The organism is Anabaena sphaerica FACHB-251 (assembly GCF_014696825.1).
GTDB lineage: Bacteria > Cyanobacteriota > Cyanobacteriia > Cyanobacteriales > Nostocaceae > RDYJ01.
Genome location: NZ_JACJQU010000010.1, coordinates 18,695 through 39,090, shown reverse-complemented (window position 1 = coordinate 39,090; position 20,396 = coordinate 18,695). Strand labels below are relative to the sequence as shown.

General features: G+C 38.1%; 17 protein-coding genes and 1 pseudogene. 6 read left to right on the top strand and 12 right to left on the bottom strand.

Features of this window, described 5'->3' with window-relative positions; genetic code table 11:
- Positions 1-156 precede the first annotated feature (156 nt).
- From H6G06_RS16660 to H6G06_RS16645, 4 genes and pseudogenes are all read right to left on the bottom strand, one after another.
- Positions 157-396: pseudogene (locus tag H6G06_RS16660) on the bottom strand (FGGY-family carbohydrate kinase); the annotation flags it as partial.
- Positions 397-478: 82 nt separating this feature from the next.
- Complete coding sequence (locus tag H6G06_RS16655) at positions 479-4,606, bottom strand: PriCT-2 domain-containing protein (RefSeq protein WP_190562092.1); 4,128 nt, start codon at positions 4,604-4,606, stop codon at positions 479-481.
- Between the two features lie 286 nt (positions 4,607-4,892).
- A complete protein-coding gene (locus H6G06_RS16650; protein ID WP_190562321.1) occupies positions 4,893-5,609 on the bottom strand; it encodes a hypothetical protein in 717 nt (238 codons plus the stop codon).
- A 309-nt stretch (positions 5,610-5,918) separates the two neighbouring features.
- Positions 5,919-6,989 (bottom strand): hypothetical protein, encoded by a 1,071-nt coding sequence (locus tag H6G06_RS16645; protein ID WP_190562090.1) that lies wholly within the window; start codon positions 6,987-6,989, stop codon positions 5,919-5,921.
- 940 nt (positions 6,990-7,929) lie between these two features.
- On the opposite strand from H6G06_RS16645, the gene H6G06_RS16640 reads away from it, so the two are divergent.
- The gene (locus H6G06_RS16640; protein ID WP_242039725.1) at positions 7,930-8,406 is read left to right on the top strand and encodes a helix-turn-helix domain-containing protein; all 477 of its coding nucleotides are present in this window, start codon (positions 7,930-7,932) and stop codon (positions 8,404-8,406) included.
- A gap of 215 nt (positions 8,407-8,621) precedes the next feature.
- Here H6G06_RS16640 and H6G06_RS16635 read toward each other — a convergent pair whose 3' ends face one another.
- Both H6G06_RS16635 and H6G06_RS16630 read right to left on the bottom strand, forming a co-directional pair.
- A complete protein-coding gene (locus H6G06_RS16635; RefSeq protein ID WP_190562088.1) occupies positions 8,622-10,142 on the bottom strand; it encodes a relaxase/mobilization nuclease domain-containing protein in 1,521 nt (506 codons plus the stop codon).
- A 102-nt stretch (positions 10,143-10,244) separates the two neighbouring features.
- Positions 10,245-10,607: a plasmid mobilization protein gene (locus H6G06_RS16630; RefSeq protein ID WP_242039724.1), complete on the bottom strand. Its 363-nt coding sequence runs from the start codon at positions 10,605-10,607 to the stop codon at positions 10,245-10,247.
- Between the two features lie 690 nt (positions 10,608-11,297).
- Between H6G06_RS16630 and H6G06_RS16625 the strand changes: the two genes are divergently transcribed.
- The 5 genes from H6G06_RS16625 to H6G06_RS16605 all read left to right on the top strand — a co-directional run bounded on the left by H6G06_RS16625 (position 11,298) and on the right by H6G06_RS16605 (position 15,271).
- Positions 11,298-12,446 (top strand): ParM/StbA family protein, encoded by a 1,149-nt coding sequence (locus H6G06_RS16625; RefSeq protein WP_190562086.1) that lies wholly within the window; start codon positions 11,298-11,300, stop codon positions 12,444-12,446.
- Positions 12,443-13,042 (top strand): hypothetical protein, encoded by a 600-nt coding sequence (locus tag H6G06_RS16620; RefSeq protein ID WP_190562084.1) that lies wholly within the window; start codon positions 12,443-12,445, stop codon positions 13,040-13,042. The genes H6G06_RS16625 and H6G06_RS16620 overlap by 4 nt, the downstream gene beginning before the upstream one ends.
- 46 nt (positions 13,043-13,088) lie before the next feature.
- The gene (locus tag H6G06_RS16615) at positions 13,089-13,859 is read left to right on the top strand and encodes a P-loop NTPase family protein (protein ID WP_190562082.1); all 771 of its coding nucleotides are present in this window, start codon (positions 13,089-13,091) and stop codon (positions 13,857-13,859) included.
- 17 nt (positions 13,860-13,876) lie between these two features.
- Entirely contained in the window at positions 13,877-14,650 is a 774-nt protein-coding gene (locus H6G06_RS16610) for a DUF6753 family protein (protein ID WP_190562080.1), read from the top strand.
- A 75-nt stretch (positions 14,651-14,725) separates the two neighbouring features.
- Entirely contained in the window at positions 14,726-15,271 is a 546-nt protein-coding gene (locus H6G06_RS16605; RefSeq protein ID WP_190562078.1) for a hypothetical protein, read from the top strand.
- Positions 15,272-15,510: 239 nt separating this feature from the next.
- Here the strand turns inward: H6G06_RS16605 and H6G06_RS16600 are convergent, their stop codons facing one another.
- The 6 genes from H6G06_RS16600 to tumA form a co-directional block, all read right to left on the bottom strand.
- The gene (locus H6G06_RS16600; protein WP_190562076.1) at positions 15,511-16,635 is read right to left on the bottom strand and encodes a site-2 protease family protein; all 1,125 of its coding nucleotides are present in this window, start codon (positions 16,633-16,635) and stop codon (positions 15,511-15,513) included.
- Positions 16,636-17,126: 491 nt separating this feature from the next.
- Positions 17,127-17,516, bottom strand: a complete 390-nt coding sequence (locus tag H6G06_RS16595; RefSeq protein ID WP_190562074.1) for a hypothetical protein — start codon at positions 17,514-17,516, stop codon at positions 17,127-17,129.
- A 202-nt stretch (positions 17,517-17,718) separates the two neighbouring features.
- Positions 17,719-18,246, bottom strand: a complete 528-nt coding sequence (locus H6G06_RS16590) for a hypothetical protein (RefSeq protein WP_242039723.1) — start codon at positions 18,244-18,246, stop codon at positions 17,719-17,721.
- 349 nt (positions 18,247-18,595) lie between these two features.
- Positions 18,596-19,234, bottom strand: coding sequence for a primosomal protein (locus H6G06_RS16585; RefSeq protein WP_190562072.1), 639 nt, complete (start codon positions 19,232-19,234; stop codon positions 18,596-18,598).
- Between the two features lie 203 nt (positions 19,235-19,437).
- Positions 19,438-19,821, bottom strand: a complete 384-nt coding sequence (gene tumE / locus H6G06_RS16580; RefSeq protein ID WP_190562070.1) for a toxin TumE — start codon at positions 19,819-19,821, stop codon at positions 19,438-19,440.
- Positions 19,811-20,041 (bottom strand): antitoxin TumA, encoded by a 231-nt coding sequence (tumA, locus tag H6G06_RS16575; RefSeq protein WP_190562068.1) that lies wholly within the window; start codon positions 20,039-20,041, stop codon positions 19,811-19,813. Before tumA ends, tumE begins: the two co-directional genes overlap by 11 nt.
- Positions 20,042-20,396 lie beyond the last annotated feature (355 nt).

The following is a 20,396-nucleotide window of genomic DNA, read 5'->3' as shown; positions in this document are numbered from 1 at the left end:
ACTTTACCAACTAACTTAGAGGGGATAAAAGAAATCACTCAAATCACAATTTTAGCTTTCGATTTCTCTAATTGAGTACACAGCAGGGTGGGTGAAATTAACCCACCATTTATCTCGTAATTTTTCTAAGAAAACTGTCAAAAGCATATATGTTAATTATACCCAATCAAAAGTCCTACTAACCGCCTTCTTCCACAACCGATAACAACCTTCCCTCTCCACCTCATCCATCTTCGCCTCCCAAGTCTGATCTAAAAGCCAATTCTCAGACAACTCCTCCAAACTCCCCCAGAAACCAGTCGCTAATCTAGCAGCATAAGCAGCCCCCAACGCTGTAGTTTCTGCTACCTGCGGACGAATCACAGGCACACCTAACACATCACTTTGAAACTCCATTCCTAAAAAAAGCAGCAAGCTATATCGCAATATTGGATTGCTTTACTTGAACTATAAAAAATCAGGTTTTTTGAGTTTAAACTCAGTATTCCGGTTCTACTTTAGCCAAGTACAAAACCAAACTGCGCTTAACCTCATCATGAATTTCTTTCGGCAACACAGATATCAAACAATCCATTAAAAAAGCTTTGATTTCTCGACAAGCTGCATTCACAGCCTGAGAAAACCCCTTCCAGCCAAGATGTTCAGCAAACGTGATCACCTGTTCAATCACCACTTCCGCCGATTCATTACCCACTTCCCTATCCTGTTTAAGAACAGGTAAATACTCATCAATCAACCAACGTTGCTCTTGAGTCAAAATCTCTAGAGAATTATTACTACCCCTATATAAAGAGTTATATAGGAGCAGTAATAATTTTCTGAAACTTTTCCACCCACCAAAATACTTTTTAGCAATTTTACTGATCCATTCTTGAGAAATACCAGCCGCCTTACCCAGCATCTCCTGAGTAACTTTCTCCCACTCTGTTACCCCATCTGCTACCAATTGCTTAAACCCTTCAAAAATACCCCGGCGTGTTTGCTGTATCTGAGTTCCTGCTTCTGGACAGATATCAAAAGCATCAGACTTAATCAACTTAGCACCAGGGTAATAATCCGCTAAATAGGATAAATTCTTGTCACTGACAATATAATAAATTACTTTTTCCTCCTCTCTCCTATTAGCTCTAGTCCTACCCGCACACTGAACCACCTCATTCTTGACTAAATCATTAATAAAATCTTGTAAACATATATTCTGCCTCCCAACATTTCTATCTCCTGTCAAAGTTATATAAACTTGCTCAGATGCCCCAACATCCTGGTAAGGAGTACCAAAACTACAAATAGCTTGCTTATCTTGATACGCATTACTACCACGATTATCCGCAAACCAATGTCCATCACCCTGATTCTTATGTGCTAAATGGTCTATGTATGCAATATTGCCATCATGACGCTTGTCTAATTCTTTTCGGAGTGCTGCAAGGCGTTTCTTTAAAGGTTCACTGCGTTCCTTACCCAGCAACCCAAAACCTATAATTTGGTGGATGGTGAGATTGCTATAATCTGGGGGAATTTCACATATAACCAGTATCTCATCTGGGTTAATACCCAATTGCATCGCTATATTTTCACGGGAAGCAGTAGCATCCATCAAGAAAACAAAGTCAAAAGCTTTAAGTACATCAATTTGATGAGTGTTCTTAGTAGCAATAATTAAACGTTTATTTTTTACCCGTAATGCTCCCGCTTTCATACCACCAATGACTTCTAAAAGGGGAATCAACCATCTCACAGGTAAGTCGTTGATATTTCTGTAAGTTTCCTTTGTAGCTTGTTTATTCAGGTAACTACGAATAAACTTTAAAGTTTTTCTGTTGAAAGATTCGCGCTCGCTCTTATCAACACCATCTAATGTCACACTATCAGCCTGTTGTACCAGTTCTTCAATATCTGGAGCAATAGTTTCCAGTTCAGCAATAATTTCCGATAAATTAGTAGGAACTTCCCCTAACAATTCCCTGATCAATTCATCATTATATCCGTAGTATGTCTCCTGAAGTACCGGAACTTGACCAGTTAGCAGCGCCCGCAGTGGCAAAATTAAACCCTTAATTTTATCGTATACTGCGGGTAGCCTAGTTTGCACCTCCATAAGTGCAAAATCAAAATCTTTTAAACCAGCTTCGATAAAATCAACCGGTTTTAATTGTCTGGATACTTCATCAACAAAAGCGATCGCTTTCATTTCTGTAATATCTTCAGGTTGGGGTAAAGAGTTAATATTGGCACGAATACGATCCGATGCGAGTGCTTTTCTTCTATCATCTCGGAAAGTAGAACCAGATATTCTCGGTAATTTGTTACCTTCGCTATCAGTACCCGCACAATTAGCTCTGGATCTACAACCGTTGCAAACAGGGTTAAAACTAGCTTCTGCTGTTGATTCTGCCTTGTATCCTTTTTCTCTTAAAATATGAAAAATATGTGTGAGAGGACAATTTCCTTCAATGTTTGTTTTTTCCCCAGGTTTAGGCCAGTGTATCTCTGGGTTTCCTAATGGGGTAAGTTTAGAATAATCTGCTACTAATCCATTATGACGGACTGTTAAATCTGTCCACTGTTCAATAGTCGCTACAGTGGGGTTACGGTGTTCATTGCTCAGGTAGAAAAGTGTTTTTGCTTCCAACTGTTTTGATGTAAACTCTCCTACTGTGTGAGATTTACCTGCACCTGCGTGTGATAAATCTAAAATAAATTTTTTACCAGATTTAATAGCATCAATATAAGTCTGTTTACGTTCCTTTGCTCCAAACCAGATATCAGCATCTACATGGGTTTTTCTTGGAAGTGTTATGGGTTTAGGTTGGTAAACAATGTTACCTATAAATCGTTTGGCTTTATTAGTAATAGTGATTAAGGTTTGAATAAACTCTTGAGCGTCTCTGTTTATACCGTGTTTAGCTTGCCATTCCTGTTTACTGATAATGGGATCTTGTATAGGGAGAAGGAAAGTAGATATTTGTCCTGCTCCCTGCTCCCTTCCCCAGTGCTTTTTCTGTTCAACGGTTGGAAATCTAAACCCATACTGTTTAGCGATGTGAAATAGAGTACCAATGGATATACCAGAACGACCGCGAAAACTCTTAATTTTAGCTCTAATATTCCAAGTAGTTCCTTTAATTGATGGACTCCACTGTTCTGCGATAATTTCTGCATCTACAGGTCCATAATGAGAATTGAGTGCCATTAATACCTGTAAGCACTCATGATAATTATTGCTACCAGGACTACGGGAAGGAATGTAAGTTAATGCTTGTTGAATTAGCTGGTCAATATCCCAGTTATTAGCTTCTGCACGCTCTTGAAATTGTATCCGACGGGCTGTAATTTCAGCTATGCGTTTTTCGTACTCAATTTTTTCTTGATAAGCGGTGGTGACAGCTTCAGCTATCCAAGATTGCGGTAGTCTAGCGTTAGGGTTGATCAGTGGAAATGTGGCCTCAGTTGACCCGTAAAACACCCGTGAAGCATCTTTACAAGCGGGGTCATGAGGCAGATGTTTCATTAAGTAGCGTGTTAGCACTTCTACCGTATCTGCACCCTGAACGTATTCAGGTAGTACGAATACTAACCGGAATTTATGCCAGTCTGGTTGATGACTAGCTGTTGTGTAAATTAAAGCGCAATATTGCTTAATAAATGGATGCTCTAATGCTTCGTCTAAATTTAGCTGATGTTGATAGATTTTCTTTGCTTGTCTACCATCTGATTTTTCAATGACATTACCGTTAATATCTACCCAAGCTCGATTAATTTTGATTGGTCTACCATTTTCATCGAGTGGATTATTATTTTCATCTGTCCAAGTTGTGGAGTTGTCAATATCTAGTAGTACCCATTGAGAACCAATAATATTTGCTTTGCTTCGCCATTGACCACCCAGTAAACCAGCACATAAGGCGTGTCCTGCTTTTACATGGCTGATAATGTCCCAAATAGTGCCTGTTGTATCTTGGAAGTTGGCTGCTAGTTTACGAAAATCCCAGTCTTTATTTTTACCAGTGGCGTTAAAAGCAAATCTGATTTTGTTGTTCTGTATAGGCTCTGGTTCTAACTGTGGTGTAAATTGAGGCTGTTGTACGGTTGGTTTTTGTAGTTCTGGTTGCTGTTTGAACTCGGTGGTAGGTTTAACTTGTTGACTGGTTGGTGGTTGTAGTTCTGACTGGTTATGAAATTGCTGTTGATCAGTTGGGTATTGGAGTTCTGACTGGTTGTTAAATTGTTGTTGTTCGGTTTGATGCTGTGTTTCTAACGAGTTGTAAAAATGCTGTGGACTGCTTAGGTGTTGCGGTTCTTGTTCGATTTCACTGGAAAATTGAGTTTGTTGATCAGTTAGGTGTTGCTTCCACTGATTGTTAAACTGCTGTCGAGTGCTTGTTTGTTGAAGGTTAGACTCGTTGTTAAACTGTTTTTGTTCAGTTGGGTGTTGCGTTTCGGACTGGTTGTAAAAATGTTGTTGCTCGGTTGGATGTTGTGATTCTGACTGATTATTAAACTGTTGTTGCTCGGTTGGATGCTGTGATTCTGACTGATTATTAAACTGTTGTTGCTCGGTTGGATGCTGTAATTCTGACTGATTGTTAAATTGCTGTTGTGACATGAGAGCCAATCCTCCTGTAAGTGTGTTGGAGGAATTGGAGCTATCCAGCATTAGTAATCTTTTAAACGAATACTCAGAAATGTAAGAAGATAAAGATCCTGAATCGCTTTTTTATCTGTAAAATCAGTGTTTTCTGGTTTTACATCTCAACTTTTTTGAGATAAGATCACTAATAGGGATATATATATTAGGCGGCGAAACCCAATACCCTGCTCCAATTCCGATGATGGAATGTATTTTGAAAACCTCGGTATCCCAACGGGACACGTAGTTTTCGCCTTTTAATCTACTCGTACTTTGCTAACCAAGTCTTGATAAACTCGATGACTTCCTCCTTTTGAATCACAAAAGCAGTACCTTTTCTTCTGAAAGCCAGAATTTTCATGTTTCCTACTTCAGAATAAAGATGTTCCCTGTGATGTTCAATTGCCTTGGTAGGAGACCATAAAACCAGAACTTTGGCTGTGGGAGTTTTTTGCGCCTCACGGGAGGACATCCCAAATAAATCTCTATTCTTGTTGAGCCACCTTTCATAATCTGCCAATTCAACTAATGGGCAAGGTTTCCAGATTTTGAGCGCATTCTTGTCTTTGCGTTTGACCTGCAAAACCTCCCTCGCTTCGTTGTAGACAATTTCTCTATTTCCTTGGGAACGAATAGAGATAAACAGGTGAGTTGTGCGCGGAAACCTGATAAACAAGTCAATAGGGTTCTTGTCTTCAACCTGAAGCACAGGAAAGACTTGTATTCCTTTGCTTTTAAACTCCTCTAAAAGTATGGTTGTTAATTTTTCCAGTCGTGCAATTTTTTCAACCCTGACCGATGGCTTGTAGGCCAAGCTAAAACGTGACCAACCAGCTGGACTTGTGTCTGTAGCGATTTCTGAATCACTAGCAGCTAGAACAGCAGGGTCAACGTTTTTTGCCTCCCTAAGTCCCTCTAAAGCCGCTTCGTTGTGCGGCGGTAGCTGAAAATCAGTAGGTGGGTCTTTCACGGTTAACATTGGCGACATTAACAATTAATGATGTGAAAATAGCACTCTCTTTACAAATCCTAATGCCTGACACGGCATTTTGAACCAATAGGTAATGAATGGTTATTTTCCTTAAAAATATTGTTTAGCTTTTAACTTCTGGATATCAAGTAACTTTTGAAACTGCAATATCTATGGATTTTTGCTGAATATTTATGTTTTAACTAAGTAAGTCGGTGGGAAAAACCAACCTAATTACAAAAAAGTAAATTCACCAAAATCCTCTTCCCTTTTGCTTTTCACCTCTTGTCTGTCATAACGACAATTTTTAACGCCGACCTACTTGTCATTATTTTTACAAATTGCATCTTCCACAAGTTTTGCTACCCATTCTATTACCGCTAAATCCGACTGTTTAGCAGCGTCTTGTATTAATGGTTGTAATCGTGCTGGAAGTTGTAAGGTAAGGTTAAAAGTTTTTCGTAATGGGATGACATTTTTTCTGACTTGAGAAGATTCTCCAAAGCGGTAAGTCCAGTATTCGCATTCTGCACCCCGTTGGTTGCCGTCTTTCTCAACAAAGCTTAATTTACCCAGGCGATCGCAATAAAAACTTTGTGGATCATCTTTTACCGACTCCCAACTGCAATACAGACAATTCCAGCAGCTATGAATCAATGACTGCTGAGAATCCTCAGTTGATTGATGTTGTTGCTCAAAAGAGTCCTTTTGCCTGGATTTTTTGGTTGAGTTTTCGTGATGGTACTCTCTGGCTACTTGGGCGACGTGACTAGCTGTAACTTTTCCATTGGGGGCTGTAGAAACAGCTTTAGCCCAAGCTTCGCGCTGTTTTTCTGGAGGTAGGTTTACTAAAGGTCTAACTTGGCGCTCATTTGCCGGCAAAATTTGTGCGCCATGGCGCACATTTTCATAAACCGAAGCTGCATCAATTAGTTGGTAAACAGAACGCCGGGACATTTCCCAACGTTCTAGACAATATTCGTCAAAGGTTTTGTAGTTTTGCCGATAAAGTCGTTGATCTCGAATTTCACTCAAAGACTGTCCTATTTCCCAAAAAGCTTTTAAACCCTTTTCAATTCTGCTCTCTAACCTATGTAGGTTGTTTGCTATAGCTGATGCCTCTAGCACGCTACCGTCGTAAGTGCAGCTATCCCCGCAGGGATTTACGTCACACCAGTTATCATCCTCATTTAGATGATTTTCGGTATTTGATAGGTTTTTATTATTAGCTTGATCTGGTTCAGAGTTATTCTTTAACCCTATTGGCTCACTATCTTGAGCAAAAGTAAGATTTTGTGTAGCCAAAAAAACGGTAGAATTAGAGGATGACCTTGCAAAGTTCTCTTTTTCATTAAAAGAAACTCGTTCTAATGCCGTTGTGTACGTCATAACTTTAGCTTTGAAAGCGATGGATGACACCTTGTTTATTGACGGATGCTTTCTCAGGTAGATTTTGTAACCTTGCGACTTGCAATATAAATAATGCTTGCATGATGCAATATAATTTGCACCTTTATTTATAATTTCTTAACAATTTAAATTTGACCTGTACTAATTTCCGTGATTTAAATTGTCCGTTTTTGTCTGTGGATTGAATATTACCGATACTTACAGGCAGAAAAAGGTATAAAACTAGCAATTATCAGCGATTTTAGGTTTTTGGGTTAGATTGGACTAGAAAAGAGTAAAAGATTACCCCTAAGCTGTCACACAACGAAAATTGGCGATTGGCTACGCCAGTGATACCGTTGGTGAATTCAGGGAAGCAGGATACTAGCTGGTTGGTTCAGTGATGAAACGATTGAGAGCCTTATGAGCAGTTTTATACCCAGAGGCTTGCTTACCCAGCTTTAGTTCAGACAAAACACGGTCACGTAAAATTTCTAGTTCTGAAAGCCTTAGTGTCTGATGAGACTCCTTTTCCTGTGTAATACTTGGTTGAGATTCTGGGAGAGTGGGATACGGTAGTCCTTCCCTAATTATTGAGCAGACAGAAAATTTAAATCGCTTACTGAATAAAGATGATAAAATGTATTTCTTAAAGAACAGCCCAACTACAACTGAGTAGCTAGGCACAATTTAATAAAAAACCTCTCTTCAAACCTTTACCCTGTCATCAAAGGGGCTTTATACTCCCTTTTCAGCAGATACAAGGGTGATAAAATGCTATTTAATTCGCTGCTTTACTTACCACATCTGTTAGGAATAAAAGAAACATATCATGTTCTCATTATGATTTGTCTATTACCTGTGTTACTCGAACATCATTTTTCTTCACTAATCCTATAGGTTGAGTAAAAAGTGCGATAAAAATCAAAAGGTTGTACTGATGGAAGAGGCAAAAGTAAATTTTATAACTGGTAGAACCAGGCTTTCTACTATGCAAAAACGTCAAAAACGATTAGTTGAGTTAATTGAATATTTATTGCAAGCTGGCTGGACTCAAACAACGTTATCTGTAGAAATTGGTGTTGATTTTTCAACTGTATATAGGTGGTTGAAAGGTAAAGCCATTCCCGAAACTGACTCTAAAAATTTCTTGTGTTTAGCAAAATTGAGTGGTGGTGATAGTGAAACTTTAAAACAATACTTGGATGGTTATATATCTCTATCTACTTACCTTAAAAATTTTGATTTAGCTGAAAACTCGCTAAATAATGCTACAGTCGATACTAAATATCCTGTTGAGCAAATTAAAGAGGAGGTTTTAGCACGAATTTATACCTTAGATCCAGTAGATATTGCTGATATAATTTCCACAAGTGTGGCATTTCTAGCAGAAAGCCGGAAAGCAGCTATAAGATAAGATGTAGAATTACAACTATCATTAGTATAGCTTCTGCTGTTGGTTGTACCACTACCAAAAGATATAAAAAAGGTATCAAAATCTGATAAACCAGAATTTGATGTTATAGCTGTAGCCATCAAGATTGGGACATTAACTATAGCAGGTTAAAACCGGTGTGGTCAAAAGTAGTTCTTGGTGAAACGGTGTCGCACAATAATTCTCCTCGTATAGATTTAAATTTCCCAATCTAGGGTTTGTGTAAATTGCTGCTTTTTGACTGGTTGTTTCCTGTCACTTAACAGTTGATTCCAACCAGCTTGACCGGGAGACACTCTTTTGGATTGGGGGAGTTCAGTCAATAGGTCAGATATCAAGTCTTCAACTTTTTCATTATCTTTAAAAGCGATGACCACTGTATCAAGCGAGTCCAAAAATTCTAAAGGTATTTGAGAGCGATCGCCTACACTCCAATACAATGTCGGTTGTCGTTTTCTCTTGTCAACAGTTGATTCTAAGGCAATAACAGAAAGAACTTCAATAGGGTCACTGAGTAACACTGCTCTTGTAACTGTGGTATCTGTAGCAATCCAAAAACTACCGTTTTTTGTTGTTTCAGAGTTGAGAGGAATAGCAGTAAAATCACCAGTAGGTTCTAACTGTTTGGCAAGAGTTGGAACATCGTCAAGCGTGCGTTCTATAAATACTGGTTGACCAGTTTGACTGGGATACAGCCAACCCTTTTGATACAGTTCATTGAGCAGAGAAACGGGTAAATTGTACTGCTGGTTTAAGTTTTGGCGTATTTGTTTCCAGTTTGCGGGTTTTGGTGTAGGTAAAGAATTTGATTGATTTAGAGGATGTATTGAATTATCAATTGTTGTAGCATTTATAGCAGTTTGATTAGTCAGTAGTTGGATGTGTTGAGCATTGCGTTCAGCATGACTAGATGTAGCATTTTTTACATTTCGCTCTATCAATTTTTGGATGAGTTGATCATCCCGTTTGGAAACATAATTTACACCACGATGCTTTTGTAACCCAGGAAAAGTATATGCTTTACCCAGGTGTGTACCACTGAAAGCCACGCCATCAAATTGGTAGCTAATACCTTTGACTTTACCTGTACGAGTATAACCAACACAGACATTAATACCTTGTTGTTGCGCTCTTTCTATTAACTCTGGCATAGTTGGATGGTCATGGGTTGCTTTATCTAGAGAATACTGAAGTTTGACTCTAACGCTTTCTTCCCCAGTTCTAGCAAGTTGTCTGCGTTCACCAGTAGTAGGACTACGATCCTCTTTTTTCTTACTTGGTTTTACTGATTGTAAATTATATTCTTTCTCTAACCTACGAATAACAGCTTCGCTTCTGGTATAGTCCCAGCTATCGGAAACCGTAGTTCCATCTAAGCGAATGCGACTAGCAACAATATGTGCATGATCATGAGTCCGGTCAGTGTGTCGCACAACAATATATTGATTCATGGTAAAGCCCATTGCTCGTAAATATTTCAGGGCGATTTCATGCCAAGTGTCATCATCTAAACCCTCATTGTGAGGCAAACTCAGGGAAGCATGATAAACAGTTCTACTAACTTTTGGGTTAATACGCTTAGACAAATGTAATTCAGCAGCTAATGAACGAGGAGTTGTTTCGTCCATATTGCCACCAATTTGTCTTGCTCCTTCCTTACCAAAAAGGTATTTGAGCAATTTGATAAAGCTTTTACCTTTAACCTGTTTAGCAATCAATTTTCCTCGTCTTGTAAATCGGTGAGTAAGCTACCCCGCCCTGCTTACGCGATGGGGAATTCCGCAGATTTTGATAATTTCTTGCCGCACTTATTTGAAAAATTAATCTTCCTCGTCTTGTAAATCAGTAATTAAATCAACTTCCGTAATTTCTCGTCGCACTTGTCTGACCAAATTTCTCACCTCTTCTAGTAATGCTCGATCTACAACCACTGGCTCACCCATAAGTACCGATGTATTGATAGCTTTGGCGATTTGGTTGAGATTGTCGCCTATTTTCCCCAATTCCCAGTAAGTTTCACCTGCCACTTTAGTGACACGCCTGGGTAATCTATGTTTGATAGTCTTGGCACGGAATAACTCTGCCATTGTCAAGCTGTTTTCCTCTGCCATTCGTCGCACCTGTTCTTTTTCTTCTGGTGTGAGGCAGATATGAAACCTGATTGTGCGCTCTTTTGGAGGCATAGCTTAATTTCTTACAAAGATTATGTTGTATGTTGTATTTCTAGTTTTAAATATGTAAACCAATCAGTCATTAGCCAAGTGGATATTTTTTCTTTGCGTTTTACAAGTCATGTAAAAAGTGAATCTTGTTTTCATTGAGTTTGATTTTTTTCGTATCGTCTCCCCCTCCGTTACGGTGGTTTACCTACTGAGGTAGGGGAACCGTAAAAGGAGGGCAAGTCTGTCGCTGTTTCTCTGAAAAGTACAACCTTTTTGCATCTCTATGATGCACATTGCGACATGGCTTGCTATGCCCCAAACGTTTTTTTGGGCTACTCAAATCAAAAAATTGAGTGGCGTTGAATTGGCGTTCAGGTGGCGTACTATTGGCGTGTACATGGCGTAGTATTTTGTCAATAAGCTGTTTTATTGCAAGTAAATTATATACATAGTGTACTTATTTATGTAGTATTGGCGTTGAAATGGCGTTCAGTTGGCGTAATATTGGCGTGTACATGGCGTAGTATTGGCGTTGAAATGGCACATTTTTCAAATTGAATTCAATAACATAAAAATAATTCGTTGACCAACGGTTGTGAAAAAAATAGCCAACTGGATAAAAATTTTGGCAAAAAAATAGTCAGTAGGTAGATAGGCATAATTTTTATTTGCACTTAACTTAAAAAGAAGTTGTTAGGCAAACCAGAATCAATGTCAAACTTGATCGTCAGTTTTGACCCTGGTGCTTCCTTGACCAAAATAGTTTATGAACTAGCAACTGAGGGCAAACCATGTTTGATGACAATGGAACCAGAAATGCTGAGGTTGCCGCAAAGTTCGATTGACGCTTATATGTCAAGTCGCAAGGGTCTAGAATCTTCTCATCCAGTAGATGAAGCTTGGGTATCTTGTACAGCAGATGGTGATACACAATGTACAGTAGTGGGATTTTTGGCACGTCAGTTTTCAGCATCCGCCAGACTAGATAAGCTCAAGTACGAAACTTCAATTGACAAAGCCCTAGCTGTAATCGGCGCGATCGCTCAACACAATAAATTACCCAATAGGTTTTCTCTATCACTGACTTCACTACTACCGTATGGTGAATATCAAAATCGCCAAGCCTTTGAAGAACAGTTGCGGGTTGCACTCAAGGATTTTAGATTTCGTGGTCAAAGGTTGCGGGTGAAGTTGGAACGATTCGAGTGTTTACCTGAAGGTGCGGGATTGGCAATGATTCGCCAACGCCAGAACGGTAAAGCATGGTTCAACGCTCAAACCATTGCGGTGCTGATGTTTGGACATCGCAATAGCAGCCTTCTCTTATTTGAAAGGGGCAAGATGACGGCGGGTTATACGAATGGGCTGGGCTTTCACCAAATGGTGAAACGAGTTATTGAGCGCACATCTGGACAAGATGCCACTACTTTAACTGCTGCTATCTATGCAGCCGGTGCAGATATCACAGCAGATAACCAAGCAATTCGCGCTTTGGTCAAAAGCAAAGACCCAAAAAACATTAATTATGAGTTGCAGATGATTGTTAATGCCATTGCTACTGCCAAAGCAGAGTATTGGTCTAGGCTTTACGACTGGCTGGAATCCACTTTACCTGCGGTGAATGAAGTGATTTTGAGTGGTGGTGCAGCTTTGTACTTAGAGCAAGAGTTACAGGAATGTTTTGAAGAGATTTCCACTTACTGGGGTACAGATTTACAACAGCAGGTACAAGAAGCATTTAATAATGCCAGTAATGATTATTACCATACATTTCGAGAGCAGGAAACTTTGTCCTTTAGGTTAATTGATGCTTTTGGTTTATTTATGCGATTTAGAGCGCAAATGGAGAAAGTAGCATGACTAACAAGAAACAAGGAAAAAATAATGGTAATCACAGAGAACGCAGCACTAATGGTAAGGGTAGATTGCCTCAAGAACCTGATACTGACAAACAATATAAAGATTTGAATTATCGGTTTCGTGCTTACTCAAATACTTCCGATGGTAAGTTAATTACATACTTACAACAAGGTAATGGACTTAGTACCACCAAAGAAATGATATTGCAGGCATTAAGAATGTGCTGGTTGCCATTAGCATACAAAGCACAAGAAGATGCAGGTATTAGTGAACAAGAACTGCGTCAGGTAGGGTTGATGTGTTGTCATGCGTTGGAGCAACATTTAACTTATTTACGAATCGAATTAGGATTACCACTCAGATCAAGTGATGCTTTGCCTATACCTCTAAGTACAATGACTAATCCTCAAACTCTTGCTGCTATGTTTGGTTTAGATGCTGGTGATTCTAGTAGTCATGAAGATACCACTAATAAAAATCAAGATAGTACCAATAGTAATAGTGGTAGTGAATCACAAATAATTGATTCGGACTATTTCATTCCCGGAAAAGGGTCATTTCATGATGACAATGATGATATGTTCGCAGATATTTAATTATCCATTAATGCAAGATTAGCTAAATAACAAAGGAGCAAATAAAATGGCTGCAATTCACTTTATTGACGGTGAAAAGGGTGGTGTTGGTAAGTCTTTGTTTGCACGGGTAATGGTGCAATATTGCATTGATAATAAATTACTTTATGAATTGGTAGAAGCTGATCAAAGTAATCCAGATGTCGGTGCATTTTACCCTGACAATCATAAAACAGCCGTTTTTAGTGAATCAGAACGTAAAGCTTATGAAGCAGATGAAATCTTTGATTTAGCACTGGAAAATTCTGTGATTGTTAATTTACCTGCTCAAGTATACCCAGCAGTAACAGATTGGATTGAGCGTAATCAAATTTTAGAAATTATTGGTAAAAACAAGGTCAAGATACATAAATGGTTTGTTTGTAGTGGAGGATATGACAGTTTACAGTTATTCATGCAGTCTTTAGAAAGATTTGAAAAGAAAATTAAACATATCTTTGTCCGTAATTTTGGTTTATGTGATGACTGGAAACACATAGATGAAAATGAGGAATTAAAGGATTTAATCAAGACTTACAAAGTCCCAGTAATTGATTTTCCTAAGTTTAGCTACCGAGAAAGAAATATCCTTGATGCCAAACGGATAAACTTTTCTGAAGCTAAAAATTATAAAGATTTAGGAATATTAGGTAAACAGAGATTGCATAGGTTTCTCAAACAGGCTTTTGAGGAAATTGAAAAAGCTAAGATTTGGAATCCACCAGCAGCTTCAATTACTCCCCCATCCGAAAAAGTTGATAGTGCTAATAGTAATGGGAAAGTCGCTACCAAGAAGTAAAGTAAAGCCAAAAGATTATGACTAATTATCAAACTGAAGAACTCGATTTAGATGATGATTTTTTGGATTCAGTAGCAGCTAGAGGTAAAGGTTTAAGTCGCATTCCTTACCCTACTTTATTAGATTTAGCCATTCGCGGTAAAGATGATAATTTCAAAGCTAGAGTTTGGGAAATAGTTGTTCAAACTGGACTAGATCCTGATGATCCAGCATTTTTAATGATGATTGCTACTGGGAGACTGCAAGTGCTGTTAGAAGACAGTCCTCAAGAAATGGAGGCCATGTTTGATCAATGGCAAACCCAACTTTATGACCATCTTCAAAGCTACGAAAAAGCAGCAGTCAAAGGTCAACAGAAGGCGATCGCTCACGCAGTCACAGCATTAATCAAACGTACAGAATTTGAGCGTGCCATTCATTCAGTTCCATCATTAATTGCAGCTGGTGTTTTGTTATTAATTGCATCTGGTGTGGGTGGACTCCTGGGTATAGGTGCAATGCTTGGGTATCAATCTAGTAATTTAGATCCAACTGGTCCACGTCAACTGACTCAACAAGAAGCTAATACTTTGGCATGGGCAACTACTAATGAAGGTAAATTTGCTCGCAATTTTATGGCATGGAATCGAGATTTATTGAGCAGAGATAGTACCGGTCAACTTGCCTGTACTAGAGAAGTAAAACGTTTGGGAGTGACATTAGAAATAGGACAAAGTAACAGGAAAGCTGTATCAGGTTTTTGTACTCTTTGGGTACAACCTCCTAATCAACGAAAGTTTATTTCTCAGTAAGTATTCATCTGTCAGCAATCTTGTTTTTCAACGTATTTGATATTAGTTGTTCAATTGTAAAATAGGAGTAAATCAATGTTGAAGAGAAAAGTCAACTGTTTTTGGTTAATGATAACAGGAATAATTCTAGCAGCTTGTACTCCTGATACTGTAGATACAAATAGCAAAAGCGAAAGCAATATTGCCAAAGCACAAGCTCCTTCTATCCCCGAATATCCACCAATGTATAATGTTGAAGTAAAGGTTTGTGGTAATATCCTTGCCCCAGTTAAAGACGGGAAACGTTGTATCAAGCACAATCTGCGTTTGTGGGGACCAGTAGAAGAAGCGAAATTGGTTCAGACAGGTATTCCTCTGGCAGCAATGTCTGCTGTAGATCATCAATTAGCAATTAGCTCTAAAGGCTGTTATCCTGAATATTCTCAACCTTCTGATCAGCAGTTTTATTGGGCGGATCTCCTGATTTATGTGAATAAAGCAGGAAAGAAACCAACAATTGAAGTAAACAAAACTCAACTGTCAAACCAAGAAATTTTCAGTTTAATAAATAGTCGGTTTTCTAGTCCAACAATTGCTACGTTTGGTGGTGTTGGTTGTGAGCCTCTACCTGTTAAAAAATAGTTACAGCGGATTCCTTTGTTATGAGCTATAGTCTCATCTTTTTGGTTTTTTACTTCTACCTTCTGTCTGAAAATAAAGTGTACCTCATTACATCGGGAAGGCTGTATTTTATAGCAATAAGTTTGTTCGAACTTGTAGCAGGATATCCTGTATTTTGAATACTTGCCAAAAAACATCAAAACTCAAAAATGCTTTCTTTTCAAGGCAATTTTGAGTTTTTATTGGGAGAATTGAAGAGATTATGCAAATTTTGTTTGTACTTTGTTCTGAAGTAAGTTGATAATTGCAGCTTTTTCTAAAATTCCGACTAACAACCCATTGTCACGAATTACAGTCAGTGCGGATAATTTTTGTGTTTCGAGTAACTGTACTACTTCTAGCAACGGTTGATCCGATTGTACAGTGGTAGACTGCTCGATTGGTTTCATCACTTTGATAACTTGAGTTTCTGCCCACAATATATTCGGGATAGTTCGCAAGTCATCAACTGATATCGCTCCTAACAATTGTCCTTGTTCGTCTGTCACCAAGAAACGACGGTATTCTTGAGCATTTAAAAGCCGTTGATCTGCAAACTCTCTTAAACTCAAATTCGCTTTGACAATTGGGCTATCGTTATTTACAGCATCCGCTGCTGTTAAACCTGTGAGTTTTTCTTGCACTCTAGCAAATTGGGCAGCATTACCAGCATTTTGTAGTAAAAAGAAGCCAATTAACAAGTTCCAGAAGTTAGCAAAACTACCAAACAATAGTAGAGGAATTAAACCAGAGGCGATCGCCAACCAACCAAAGATTTGTCCAATTCGGCTGGCAACAACCACTCCTTTATAGGATTTACCAGTGATTTTCCAAACTATTGCTTTAAGTATATTTCCTCCGTCCAAAGGCAAGCCAGGAATGAGGTTAAACAGAGCTAATGTCAAATTAACAGAAGCTAGTAGACCAAGGATAGCAGCCAATGGTCCAGATGCAGCAGTCGCAATACCAACTGCGGTCGCTGTAGCAAATAGCATCAAACTAACTATGGGACCTGCAATAGCTACCCAAAAAGCTGCTCCTGGAGTTGGCGATTCTTTTTCTAAGCTTGCCAGTCCACCAAATATAAATAGTGTAATTGATTTGACATCAATTCCTTGGCGAATAGCAACAAAGCTGTGTCCTAATTCATGGGCGACAACTGAGCCAAATAACAACAGTGCCGTGATCAATCCTAGTACCAAAGGTAATCCCCCACCTAATTGGGGAAATTGTGTTGCTAGTCCACTGCTGTAGCTCCAAGTTACCAAACCTAGAACTAAAAACCAGGAAGGATGTACATAAAAAGGTATTCCGAAAAGGTTGCCAACCCGAATTGTGCTATTCATGGTGTTCACCTGTGATATGAGCATTGAGAAGTTTGTTGTTTCTCTCAATGCCCTTATCGTAACGAAATATTAAGTAAATTTAATCTTTGTAACGGTAGTGGTGTCCGTCCATTAAGGTGTGGTTAGACGAATTTAGCTTCTAAAAACTCCATTTTACGGTGATTAACATCTTCTACCAATACAATTTGATGTATTTTTAATACTCACTAGTAATCTCTAGCCCTTGATTTAGCGATAAAATCCAAGAAAAGCAAGGTAGTATTATCGCGCATCTTTTTATATTAACTGGGCTTATACGGTGAAGTACCAGATATGAGCCGCCCACAGGTGAGGTTTACGCGATCGCCACAAATGAAAGATACACATTTTTATTGATTCTCGTAAAGCATTGCTGTGTAAGGATTATAAAATTTGTTTCTTGAAAGGTAAGGGTGGGTGGGCAAAAAGCTACCCCACTTGAATGTGGGGCTGCTGTTTTCACCAGTAGATACTTAAGATGCTTCAGCAAATCTAGCTGCACGTTGTTGTTTGTGAGCCTTGCGTCGCTCGCGTACTGCGTCCAAATCTTTCAATCCATAGAAACGTTTAGCGTAAGCTAACAGTTCATTAATAGGAGTATCAGTATAGTCCTGGCGAAACTCTGTGTTGTGTTCGTTCCAATCAAACTCTTCTTGATTAAATCGGGCTTTAGCAGCGAGTTCTCGTCCACTTTCCTCTCGCAAAACTTCGAGTACCATTAATCGTAATTTATCTTGATATCCTATAACTTTTTCCAAAGCTTTGGTTTCTTGTTGATTACTTTTTCGTTTGATTGTATTTTCCTTACCTTGATATTCCATAGCTTTTTCTAAAGTTTTAGTTTGTTGCTGATTACGTTTCATAAAATTGTCCTTTGATTAACGAATTACTTACTTGTATCTCGCATAGATAGCATCGACAGATGCCTTCTGAATTAAGATTCACTTTTTGATTGCTAAAATTCAGTTGCAATTATAGTTGCAATTATTGTCTTTAATTCTGTTTGTTGTATTAACTATGCGCTCAAATAAAATGCCCCGATTCAGATAATTCGGGGCATGATAATTAATCTTCGATTTCTAAATCTTCTTCATACTCGTCTGATTCAAAATCCTCATCATCCACATCATCAAAATTGCCGTTTAAGCTATTTAATCCTTCGATACGTTTAGAGCGAGCAGCTTTATGAGCAGCACGTCTATCTCGAATTTCATCCAAATTATTCAATCCGTAAAGTTTGCGTGCATAATTACCTAATTCTTTTAATGGTGTGTTTGCATAATCTTTGCGGAATTGGTAATTATGTTTCTCCCAATCAAATTCTTGTCCATTAAATCGGGCTGCGGCTGCTAATTCTCTACCCGATTCTTCTCGTAATACTTCAATTACCATCAGGTGTACTTTTTCCTGATAGGTAGTTACTCGTTCTAAGGCTGGAATGTGCTTTTCAATTTTCCGTACTGTTTTGGATACTTTGCGAGCGTTTACCATGAGAAATACTCTTTGATATTTTCTATTTTTCTCATAGAAACCGCATCGAAAGATGCCATTAAAATTCATAATTATTCCATAATGTGTTACAGCTTTGATCATACAAAGTAGATTTCATGAAGAGAACTTTTGGTGTTTTCAAATAAGTATTCAGTCGTCAGTTAACATCTTTAAAGATTGAAATACAAAGAAAAGTAAAAAATCAGGAGAGTGTAACTTGTCTGAAATTAATACAGCAGTAATCAGGAGTAAAACTCTGTTTCTGTCTAGGTTTCAAGTTAGATTCTGTACCTGATTGATCTGCAATCTGCTGTAATTAATAATCTTTACTCTTGTTGTTATTAGCTGGTTACTGATTACATTTTCAAATACAAATAAAAAAATAACCTGTATTGTTGGTGGCAATACATGGCTATTTTATATAATTATTCTGTCAATTTCTGAGAATCAATTATTCGTCGTCATCATCCTCATCTAAGTCGTCATCTTCGTCCAAATCTTCGTCGAGTTCTTCTTCGTCATCCTCATCTAAATCTTCATCTTCGTCTAAGTCCTCATCAAGTTCATCATCTAAATCATCCAATTCTTCCTCTTCTTGTTCTTGGAATGAATTGCGACGTTCCAAAGATGCACGGTTGAATTCGACTAAATCAGCTATTCCTTGTTCTGGGTCGGTGCTAATTGTGTCGTATAGCATACTCATGAAAATAGCAACTACTTCTGGTGGATATTTCAGAGCATCCGGTTGTCCAAACAATTTAGGAAATAATTTGCTATTCCATTTCTGCCAATCAAACTTTTTATTACCGCCTTTCTTTTTTACTTGTGCTGCAATATCAAGTCCGAGTTTTTCACGGGCTGCATGACCGATTTTAGTAGAAATTCTTGAGTCTCGTAGCTGTAATTTAATCCCGTATTCTTTGAAGATTAAATTTCGCAATTCTTTCAATAAAGCTAATGCTTCTTGTTGTGGTGAAGCATTTACTGCCTTAGATTTAGTTGCGGAAGCTGCATTATTTGTTTTCGCTGATGCTTTACCGTTAGTTGTACTGCGAGTGTTGCCGTTAGTACGAGTTTTGGCTGTTGCCATTTTACTTTCTTCCTTTCATGAAGTGAATTTTTCACTTCCTGGCCGCAATCGCGGCTTTCATAATTTATTTACTTCCTATTTTACTTTCTTTAATTTTAAATCCAAGTTTATTCTGATAAGAATTTATACTTTTTAAGTAACTGGATTATTTTAGTTATTTTCAATAATGGACAATTAACAATGAATAATTGACAATAGTATTCCTACTTTAAAAACTCCATCACTTCTTGTAAAACATCAGCTATATGTGGCTTTTCGCAAGCAATTACATTGTCAAAAAGATGTTTATGGTGGGGGAAACTAGGCAAGTTGGGAAAGTGTGGTGTACTGTCATAACGAAAAATCAGACTATTTTGCTCATCTTGAAAGTGATAGCGGTAATCAACATATTCAATCTGATTATTTACAACAACAAAGGCTTCACTAACTGCTAGTAAATATTTAATTGCAAAACGTATTCTAATACGGAGATTAGCACGCTCCGGCGTTAAAATTACCGCACTATACTCCTCAATGTATGCGTTAGAGCAATTAATTAAAAGTTGCTCAACTTCATCTAAATACCCTTGGATAATTTTACGCGACATCTTTGAGTTTGCTGGTTATTTCTTGGTGTAAAGCCAGATAATGCTGATAATTTCCTGCCCATTCGACAAACTCTTCATCATCAGAAGTTTCTCCTTGGCTATATTTGGCAAAAAAATCTTCTGAACTCATTTGGTACTTGATTTCATAAACATTTAACTGTTTGGTAAGGGCAATCAACGCATCTAGTGGAGATGTATATTCGATAACTTGTTTACGCATTCATTTATCTGTTTAATTTGATTAACTTAATTATATTGTAAATCTAGTGCCGAATGTCTGGCTTTACATCATCGGATAACTTTGAGAAATCCGGGTAACGCATGGGCGTTTTTGCGATTCGCATCAGGATAATATAGTTATTTTTATTTTCAAACTCAGAACCAACAAACAACTGACTCCATCGTATCTATCAGAACTAGAAAGCATATTGGCAGAAAGTGGTATCGGGGAAACTGAAGATATTATCCTCGCTAAAGAAGAATCACAGGGACTAGGCTTATTTAAGCCCCTACGTTGCGCTGAATATATCGCTATTGCTCAAATAAAAAATATAGTCTGCTGGATACTGATAATT